Raw genomic sequence first — 8,565 nt, forward strand, 5'->3', positions numbered from 1 at the left:
ATCTGTCCTTGAGCCGGACCACCGCGAAAGCGGGAAGCGGCGGGGTCGGGATGTTGACAGCAACCTAACGGCGGAATATGACGTTGGCGAGGTCGCCGAGGGCGATGACGGCCAGCGCGACGAAGATCCAGCCGAAGGCGTGGGAGCCGGTGGCGAAGAGGATCGGGGCGAAGATCAGGGAGCTGATCAGGCCGAAGGCGGAGAGGAACAGGCGGATGCCGGGCGCGGGCGCGGGGGTGTCGCGGTGGCCGGGGTCCGGGGTGCCGATGCGCATGACTCTCCGTTACCCACGGTGTCGGTTTCGAACCGGACTGCACTTCAACCGTTTGCTTGGTTGACACCCAGGAAGCTCCCACGTTGTATGAAGCCCGAACGGCGCTACCAAGGGCGAAATACCGATTTTTCGGGACGTGGGACGGAGTGTTGCGCGCGCGATGATCAGGTGGACGACCGACCCTCGGCGCCTCGCGCTGATCGCCACAGTGGTGCTGCTGGCGGTGATCGGCGGCCTGATGGTCGTGGCCCGTGTCACCGCGAGTGAGCAACGGGCGAACGCCGCCCCCTACAAGGCACCGCCGCGCGTCGTGCAGGAGCAGGCCGCGCTCGCGGAGACCCCGCCGCAGGCGCCCCGGCCGGCGATGCGCGCGGACCCGGTCAACCGCCAGCGCGAGTTCGGCGGGCCGGACGGCACGCAGCGGCACACCGGCACCACCGAGCTCAGCCTGACGTTCGACGACGGGCCCTCGCAGTTCACGGACAAGGTCCTGGACATGCTGAAGGAGAGCGGCGTCAAGGCCACGTTCTGCGTGATCGGCAGCCAGGTGCGCGAGCACGCGGCACAGATGCGCCGGATCGTCGCCGAGGGCCACACGCTGTGCAACCACACGTGGAACCACGACTTCCAGCTGAGCGAGCGCAAGCCGGAGGAGATCGTCAAGGATCTGGTCCGGACGAACGACGCGGTCCACACCGTCGTGCCGAATGCGCCGGTCCGCTACTTCCGCAACCCGGGCGGGAACTTCAGCCACCGTACGGTCTCGGTCGCGCAGGGCCTGGGCATGGTGCCGCTCTACTGGAGCATCGACTCCCGCGACTGGGAGAGCAAGGACTCCAAGAAGATCTGCGACGCGGTCGACGGCGCGGCGCACCCGGGCGCGATCGTGCTGCTCCACGACGGCGGCGGCGATCGCAAGGAGACGCTGAAGGCGTTGAAGACGATCCTGCCGTTCCTCAAGCAGCGCTACACGATCGTCGCCCTGCCGTAGAAAACGGCCGCCCTCTCCAGGGCGGCCGTTCCGGGTGAGGGGATCAGACCAGCTTGGCGTCGACCGTGATCGGCACCGCGGAGAGCGCGGCCGAGACCGGGCAGCCCGCCTTGGCGGTCTCCACGTGACCGGCGAACGCGTCCGCCTCGATGTTCGGCACCGAGGCCTCCACGGTCAGCGCGATCCCGGTGATGGCCGGGCCGGCGCCGAGCGTGACCGCGGCGGACGTGCGCACCGAGTCGGCCGTGAAACCGGCACCGGCCAGCACGTTCGCCAGGAACATGGAGAAACAGCCGGCGTGCGCGGCCGCGATGAGCTCCTCCGGGTTGGTCCCGGAGCCGTCCTCGAAGCGGGAGACGAACGTGTACGGGCCCTCGAAGGCGCCGGAGCCGAGCGCCACGGTGCCGGCACCGCCCTTGAGGTCGCCGGACCAGACAGCGGAAGAGGTACGAATTGGCATACCCGCGATTCTGCCCGCCCGGCCCGCTCAAAGCCCAGTCCACACGCTGTTCGTCTGAATTGACGCCGCGGCTGCGGGAGGATATGGGGTAAAGACCCGAGGAGGCAGATCATGACCGGGATCGTTGTCGGCGTCGATGGTTCACCCGGGGCGGAGACGGCCGTGCGCTGGGCCGCGGCCAGGTCCGGGGCCAACGGCGCGCCGTTGCGCCTCGTCCACGCGTACTCGTTGCCCGTCCCCTACCCCGGCTCCCCGTTCGTGCCGCCCGGCGACCCGCGGGAGGACGCGGAGACGTACGGCAAGGCCGCCCAGGCCCTGCTGGACGCGGCCGCACGCGTCGCGGTCGAGGCCGGTGCCGCCGAGGTGAGCACGCAGGCCGTGACCGGTGGCGCGGCCGCCGCGCTGATCGAGGCCTCGGACGGCGCCGGACTGGTCGTGGTCGGCTCGCGCGGCCACGGCGGCTTCGCCGGACTGCTGCTCGGCTCCGTCGGCATCCAGGTCTCCGGCCACGCGCGCTGCCCGGCCGTGGTGGTCCGCGAGCCCGCCACGCCCGGCGGCCCGGTCGTGGTCGGTGTGGACGGTTCCGCGCCGTCGCACGCGGCCGTGCTGTTCGCGTTCGCCGAGGCGGAACGGCTGCGTGCGGACCTGATCGCGGTGCACGCCTGGGGCCTGCCCGCGCCGGTCGACCCGGCGCTGATGGCGTTCCCGACCGCGCACGACCGGGAGGACTACGCGGTCGCGGCCGCGCGCGTGCTGCACGACGCGCTGGCCGAGGGCCGGTCCCGGCACCCGTCCGTCGCGGTGCGCGAGGCGTCCGTCGAGTCCGCGGTGTCCGCCGGCCTGCTGGAGGTCGCGGAGCACCCGGCGCTGATCGTGGTCGGCTCGCGCGGGCACGGCGGCTTCGCCGGGCTGCTGCTCGGCTCGACCAGCCAGTACGTGCTGCACCACGCGCACAGCCCGGTCGCGGTCCTGCGCGCGGACGTGGATCCGGAGCTTGCCTCGTAACAACGATGTTCAAACATCTCGATACGTTGGTCTCCGGGGGCCCGAGAGCCGGGCCGCCGGAAGGGATCAACCGTGCTTCGCAGAACCGTGACCACGGCGGCGGCCGTCCTCGCCGTCGTCCTCGGCGTGCAGACCGGCGCGCAGGCAGCTCCCGCGCCGGGCGCGCCGGGGGTGGGCGACAGTTACTACCCCGAGTACGGCAACGGCGGTTACGACGTCGGCCACTACGACATCCGCCTGCGCTACTACCCGGAGACGGACCGGCTGACCGGCACCACCACGATCCTGGCCACCGCCACGCAGGATCTGTCCACGTTCAACCTCGACTTCGTGCTGCGCACCGGCGCGGTCCGGGTCAACAACCGGCCCGCCACCGCGGTCCGGCGGGGTGACCACGAGCTGGTCGTCACGCCGGCCCGCCCGGTGCTGAAGGGGCAGACGCTGACCGTCGTCGTGGAGTACGACGACGTGCCCTCCTCCGTCGTCGCCGCCGGCTTCACGTCGTGGAACCGCACCGAGGACGGCGCGCTCGCCGTCAACGAGCCGGAGATCGCCTGGTGGTGGTACCCGAGCAGCGACCACCCGACGGACAAGGCAGGCTACGACGTCTCCGTCCTGGTGCCGGACGGCGTGGAGGCGATCTCCAACGGCGTGCCGACGCGCTGGGCCGAGCCCGCGTTCGCCGGGTGGAGCCGCTGGGCGTGGCGGCAGGAGAAGCCGCAGGCGCCGTACCTGGCGTTCCTCGCGATCGGCGACTTCGAGACGTACCGGGACACGGCCGCGGACGGCAGCCCGATCGTCACCGCCTACAACACCCGCCTGGACGAGGCGACCGCCGCGGCCGCGAAGTCCAGCGTGGAGCGCACCAGCGAGATCCTCGACTGGGAGGCCGGGCTGTTCGGGCCGTACCCGTTCACCGCCCGGGGCGGTGTCGTCACCGGCGCCGGCGACCAGGGCTTTGCGCTGGAGAACCAGACCCGCCCGGTCTACGACGGCCGCTCGTTCATCCGCGGCTCCAACAACTCGCTGATCGTGCACGAGCTGGCCCACCAGTGGTTCGGCGACAGCGTCTCGGTCGGCGACTGGAAGGAGATCTGGCTCAACGAGGGCTTCGCGTCGTACGCGCAGTGGCTCTGGTCCGAGGACCAGGGCGAGGGCACCGCCGACGAGATCGCCGACTACGTCTACTCCGTGGTCTACCCCGCGGACGACCCGTTCTGGCAGGTGCTCCCGGGCGACCCCGGCAGCACGCGCCTGTTCGACGACGCGGTCTACGACCGTGGCGCGCTCACGTTGCACGCGCTCCGTTCGGCCGTCGGCGACGAGACGTTCTTCGCGATCCTGAAGGCGTGGGCCACCTCCCACCGCTACGGCAACGGCCGGACGCCGGCGTTCATCGCGCTCGCCGAACAGCTCTCCGGCCAGGACCTCGACGCCCTGTTCCAGACCTGGCTCTACACCCCGGGCCGTCCCGCCGCCGGCGTGTCCGCGCTGAGCATCCCGTCCGAGCCCGCCTCCTGGTCCACGATCGAAGCCTCCCACGAGGACGCCCACCGGCACTGACCCCTGAGGCCGCGGCCGGTCCCGCCACGCGACGACCGGCCGCGCAGGGTCACCAAATTCAAGATCCAGTTCATTTTCCCGCTTCCGGCGTGGTTGCGGCCCGCACGCTCCCGCGGGCACCGGTCGTCGCTGGCGCTCCTCCCTGCCGGTCCCGCCGCTGGTCCGGCAACAACCCCCACGACCGTGCAGACCCCGATCACCATGAAAACGGGAGCCGCAGCCGGCCACGGAAGCGCCGCCCTGCCCGTGAGGCGAACCGTGATTGCCGGGACTGGGCTCGGAGGCCGGGTCAGCAGGGCGGGAAGCCGGGGCGGGCGGTGGTGGTGAAGCGGCAGCCGAAGGTGGGGGCGGCGACGGCGGGTGGGGTGAGGAGAGGGTCGCCGGGGGCTTTGCGGCCGGTGGCGATCCAGGTGGTGAGGTCGTCGAAGCCGCGCTGGAGTTCGGCCTGGGTGAAGTCGCAGTGGCCGGTGGCGCGGATGGCGCGGGAGACGAACCGGCCGGTGGCGGCGGAGCGTTGTGCGTAGATCTGCTCCATGGAGTACGGGACGAAGAGGTCGCCGAGGCCGTGCAGGGAGAGGACCGGTACGCGCGGGCGGCCGTCGACGCGCGGGATGCTGCCCAGGCCGGGGCTCGGGCGCGCGGACGGGGTGACGCGGAGGACGTCGGCGTTGAGGCGGCGTTCGGCCGGGTTGAGGCGCGGGGCGTCGGTGAGGCGGTAGACGGTGTGGCGGTTGCCGGCGACGTTGTCCGCGCTGCCGGAGAGGCCGGGGTAGAGGCCGAAGAGGAACGGCAGGTCGGCGTAGGGGGCCAGCGAGGTGGCGGTGTTCCAGTAGGCGAAGGACGCGTCGAAGCCGGGACGGTCACCGCCGGTGCGGCGTTCGACCACGTCGGACCAGGCGCGGCCGGCGGGGGTGAGCGCGGGCGGGGCGCCGGCGGCGAGGCCGAGCGCGGGCATGATCGCGCCGACCTGGGCGCGCCACTGTTCCGGCGTCGTGTCGAAGGTGATGTCCACGCTGGCCAGCGCGGCGGCGGTCACGTTCGCGTCCAGGAAGTAGTCGTAGAGCGTGGCGTCGCCGAGGACGCCGCAGACCGGCATGGCGCCGGAGAACGACCGGGGGAATTTCTCGATCGCGACGGCGGTGATGTGGCCGCCCATGGACTCGCCGGTCATCAGCACGGAGCGTGCGGGGCGGCCGGTGACGCGGCGGAACAGCGAGATCAGCGCGTGCGAGTCGCGCACGCCCTGGCCGACCTCGTAGCCGTTGATCTGGTAGCTGGACGCGGCCCAGGCGTAGCCGCGGTCGAGGTAGTGGGCGCGCAGCGACGGGCTGCTGACGTGCACGACCGGGCCGGTGCCGCGGTAGCCGTGCGCGAAGACGACCAGGCGGCCGTTCCAGTGGCGCGGGACCTCGATCCGGTACGCCGCCCCCTGCTCCACTCCGGTGTGGACGGCCGAGCCCGCGATCGGGGCGAACGGCGTGCCGTCCAGGTCACAGTCCGGGTCCGCGACCAGGTATCCGGGCTGGGTGGCGCTGGGCGCGGGCGCGTCGCAGGCCACCGCCGGGGCAACGGACGGCGGGAGCATCGTGGCGGCGAGCAGCGCGGCGAGGAGTGCGGATCCGGCGGCCATGGGGCCCATCCAACGTGCCCATATAGACGCCTGTCAAGCGATCCCGGCGGCCCGGGGCGGAGCCCCCTTCACACTCCCGGGCCACCGGGACGCTCAGCGGGCGCGAAGCAGACCCGTCAGCTCCTGGGCGACGCGCATCGCCATGGCGCGTCCCCCGCTCAGCACCACCAGGTCTTCGACAGCGCAGGCCGGCGGCGCGTGGTGCAGCGCCGCGGCCAGCTCCGGGTGGTCGGCGGCCCACGCCAGCAGTGCCGCCCGCACCTCCCTGCCCGCCTCGTCCGGTCCGGGCGTCTCCGCCTCGAACCGGCGTACCAGCTCCTCCCGGTACTCCCAGAAGGACCACACCTTGGTCTCGTCGATCAGCTGCGCGACCGCGTCCACCCGCCGGTAGACCAGCGCCAGCTGGATGGAGTCGAGGCTTCCCTCGCGGGCCAGGTCACGCACCATCGGGTGACGCGCGTGGTCGCCGGCCACCTCGTAGAACGTGGTGCGGCTGCCCTGTGGCCGGACCGCGTCGACCACGGCCCGCCAGCCGGGCGGGCGTCCCGTGTCGGCACGCACGAGCTCGGCGGTGGCGCGGTAGTACGCGGTCTTGGTGCGCCAGTGGCTGCGCTCCCGGTTGCGGTCCCGGGCCAGCCGGCGCCGCCAGTCGGCGATGACGGTGCCGGTGAGCATCGTCGAGCAGCAGTCGGTGATCGCGATGGCAGTCACGGTCACTCCGTCCTCTCGGTCATCAGCGGGATCGACCGAGTCTCACCGGCGAACGGATCACGGGACATCACGTGTTCACGGGACCTGCCGGTGACGAGGTCCAGCACCGCGGTCCAGTCCTCGTCCGGCGGCGGTGCGTCACCCCGCCAGGCGACCAGGTGGTCCGGGCGGACCAGCACGTACCGCCGGTCCCAGGCCGCGCCGACCGCGGGTCCGGACGCGACCAGGTGCGTCATCGGCATGCCCCGGCGCCGGGCGCGCTCCGCCAGCACGCGCCCGGCACCCCCGGCCCCGAGGTCGACCAGGGTCAGCTCGGGGCCGAGACGGTCGAACAGCGGCGCACCGTCCGCGAGCGGCACGGCGGGCGCACGACTGCCCGGCCAGGTCGAGGGCGTGATCCTGTCCCACGGCAGGTCTCCGGGGCCGCCGGCCTCGTGCCAGACGACCGGCGAGCCGGCCAGGCGGCGGCCGAACGCGATGCCGGCGTCGCCGAGCTGGTGCGACTCCTGCGCGACGAACCCGGCCAGCAGCTCGTGGGACGCGCCGGCCACGGCCAGCCGGCCGAACCGCAACCGCGTCTGTACGGCCAGGTCGTGCAGCTCGCGGTCGATCAGCGCGGCGTGCCGGCGTTCGGCCTGGTAGCTGTCGGCCAGCCCGGGGCCGCCCCAGCCCTGGACGGCGGCGGCGAGCTTCCAGCCGAGGTCGACCGCGTCCGCGACGTCGGTGCCGATGCGCGCGCCGACCGCGGTCCGCAGCCGGTGCGCGGCGGCCCCGGCCAGGTAGGCGCGGCCCTGCACGTACGCGGAGGCGACGGCCGGGGACTCGTCCCATTCGGACACGGCGAGCACGTCGTACGTCCCGTCGAGCCCGAGCCGGTCGCGCAGCACCTCGGCCGGGTCGACCGCGGCCGGTGGCCCCTCGTCCAGCGGCACCGTGCCCACCCAGGCGTCGCCGTCGCCCTGCCAGGTGAGCGTGGCCTCGCCGGCGACGATCTCGGCGGCGGCCTCGGCGTGCGCGGCCAGCACCGCGTCCGAGCTGCGGAACAGCACGGCGCAGCGGCGCGCGGGCGGCCCGGTCCGGTCGAGCCGGAGGCCGAGGCAGCGGCGGACCGTGCTGCGCGCGCCGTCGCAGCCGGCCAGGTGGGCCGCTTCGAGCGCGTGCCGTACGCCGGTGCCCTGCTCCAGCACGGTGGCGAGCACGCGGTCGCCCTCCAGCCGCAGGTCGGTGAAGGTCCAGCCCTCGCGCAGGTCGATCAGCGGGTTCCGGTGGAGTGCGGCGCGCAGCGCGGCGGTGAGCTCGGCGCCGCGGACCCACAGGCCCCGTTCGAGCGCGGCGGTGCCGTCCACCGCGTCGGTCGGCGGCTCGGGCGGCGACGGCCACACCCCGGCCGGCGGCTGGTCCAGCCCCCTCGTCCAGACCACGCCGCCGGCCGGGCCGTCGATCCGGCAGGTGTCGCGCAGGCGGGAGGCGAGCCCGAGCCGGCGCAGCAGCTCCATGCTCCGGCCGTCGAGGAAGACGACGCCGGGGTGGCGGGGCGGTTCGGGTGACCGCTCCACCACCGTGCACGGCACGCTGTGATGCGCCAGCTCGAGCGCGAGGATCGCGCCGGTCGGGCCTGCTCCGACGATGAGCACCGGAATGCTGCCTGCCACGCGATCCGCCCCGTTCCCCCTCGGCGACCTCACCACCGCAGGTCATCTTTCGCGGGCGGGGGGCGGGGCACATCACGCGTTCACGTGATGGAGTCCTGGTTGGCGTACCACGTGGCGAGCGCGGCGCGGTTGTTGATGCTCAGTTTCGCGTAGATGTGCCGCAGGTGGGCGTCGACGGTGTGCGGGGACAGGAACAGCTTCGCCGCGATCTCCCGCTGTTTGAGGCCGGTCGCGACGTGCGCGGCCACCTTGAACTCCGCGGGGGTGAGCACGCCGCGC

9 protein-coding genes are annotated in these 8,565 nt (G+C 73.2%); 3 read left to right on the forward strand and 6 right to left on the reverse strand.

Annotated elements, in window-relative coordinates; genetic code table 11:
* Nucleotides 1-64: 64 nt before the first annotated feature.
* On the reverse strand, nucleotides 65-274 hold the full coding sequence (locus tag OP04_RS23445; RefSeq protein WP_033341900.1) for a hypothetical protein: 210 nt from the start codon (nucleotides 272-274) through the stop codon (nucleotides 65-67).
* A 160-nt stretch (nucleotides 275-434) separates the two neighbouring features.
* On the opposite strand from OP04_RS23445, the gene OP04_RS23450 reads away from it, so the two are divergent.
* Complete coding sequence (locus tag OP04_RS23450) at nucleotides 435-1,265, forward strand: polysaccharide deacetylase family protein (protein ID WP_033341901.1); 831 nt, start codon at nucleotides 435-437, stop codon at nucleotides 1,263-1,265.
* 43 nt (nucleotides 1,266-1,308) lie between these two features.
* Here OP04_RS23450 and OP04_RS23455 read toward each other — a convergent pair whose 3' ends face one another.
* Entirely contained in the window at nucleotides 1,309-1,725 is a 417-nt protein-coding gene (locus OP04_RS23455; RefSeq protein ID WP_033341902.1) for an OsmC family protein, read from the reverse strand.
* Nucleotides 1,726-1,836: 111 nt separating this feature from the next.
* On the opposite strand from OP04_RS23455, the gene OP04_RS23460 reads away from it, so the two are divergent.
* Nucleotides 1,837-2,730, forward strand: a complete 894-nt coding sequence (locus OP04_RS23460) for a universal stress protein (protein WP_033341903.1) — start codon at nucleotides 1,837-1,839, stop codon at nucleotides 2,728-2,730.
* A 72-nt stretch (nucleotides 2,731-2,802) separates the two neighbouring features.
* Nucleotides 2,803-4,293: a M1 family metallopeptidase gene (locus OP04_RS23465; protein ID WP_033341904.1), complete on the forward strand. Its 1,491-nt coding sequence runs from the start codon at nucleotides 2,803-2,805 to the stop codon at nucleotides 4,291-4,293.
* A 289-nt stretch (nucleotides 4,294-4,582) separates the two neighbouring features.
* Here OP04_RS23465 and OP04_RS23470 read toward each other — a convergent pair whose 3' ends face one another.
* The 4 genes from OP04_RS23470 to OP04_RS23485 all read right to left on the reverse strand — a co-directional run.
* Nucleotides 4,583-5,923 (reverse strand): alpha/beta hydrolase family protein, encoded by a 1,341-nt coding sequence (locus OP04_RS23470; protein ID WP_157240217.1) that lies wholly within the window; start codon nucleotides 5,921-5,923, stop codon nucleotides 4,583-4,585.
* Between the two features lie 93 nt (nucleotides 5,924-6,016).
* Nucleotides 6,017-6,634, reverse strand: a complete 618-nt coding sequence (locus OP04_RS23475) for a hypothetical protein (RefSeq protein ID WP_232323703.1) — start codon at nucleotides 6,632-6,634, stop codon at nucleotides 6,017-6,019.
* Nucleotides 6,635-6,636: 2 nt separating this feature from the next.
* Nucleotides 6,637-8,286 (reverse strand): FAD-dependent monooxygenase, encoded by a 1,650-nt coding sequence (locus tag OP04_RS23480; RefSeq protein ID WP_232323704.1) that lies wholly within the window; start codon nucleotides 8,284-8,286, stop codon nucleotides 6,637-6,639.
* 80 nt (nucleotides 8,287-8,366) lie between these two features.
* Nucleotides 8,367-8,565 (reverse strand): response regulator transcription factor (locus tag OP04_RS23485; protein WP_198153947.1); only part of this gene is annotated, 199 nt, incomplete at its 5' end.

The organism is Catenuloplanes japonicus, assembly GCF_000717135.1.
Classification (GTDB): Bacteria; Actinomycetota; Actinomycetes; order Mycobacteriales; family Micromonosporaceae; genus Catenuloplanes; species Catenuloplanes japonicus.

Bases quoted from the DNA above. Each gene is read 5' to 3' on its own strand.
- OP04_RS23445 (WP_033341900.1), bottom strand. From the start codon at position 274: ATGCGCATCGGCACCCCGGACCCCGGCCACCGCGACACCCCCGCGCCC.
- OP04_RS23450 (WP_033341901.1), top strand. From the start codon at position 435: ATGATCAGGTGGACGACCGACCCTCGGCGCCTCGCGCTGATCGCCACA.
- OP04_RS23455 (WP_033341902.1), bottom strand. From the start codon at position 1,725: ATGCCAATTCGTACCTCTTCCGCTGTCTGGTCCGGCGACCTCAAGGGC.
- OP04_RS23460 (WP_033341903.1), top strand. From the start codon at position 1,837: ATGACCGGGATCGTTGTCGGCGTCGATGGTTCACCCGGGGCGGAGACG.
- OP04_RS23470 (WP_157240217.1), bottom strand. From the start codon at position 5,923: ATGGCCGCCGGATCCGCACTCCTCGCCGCGCTGCTCGCCGCCACGATG.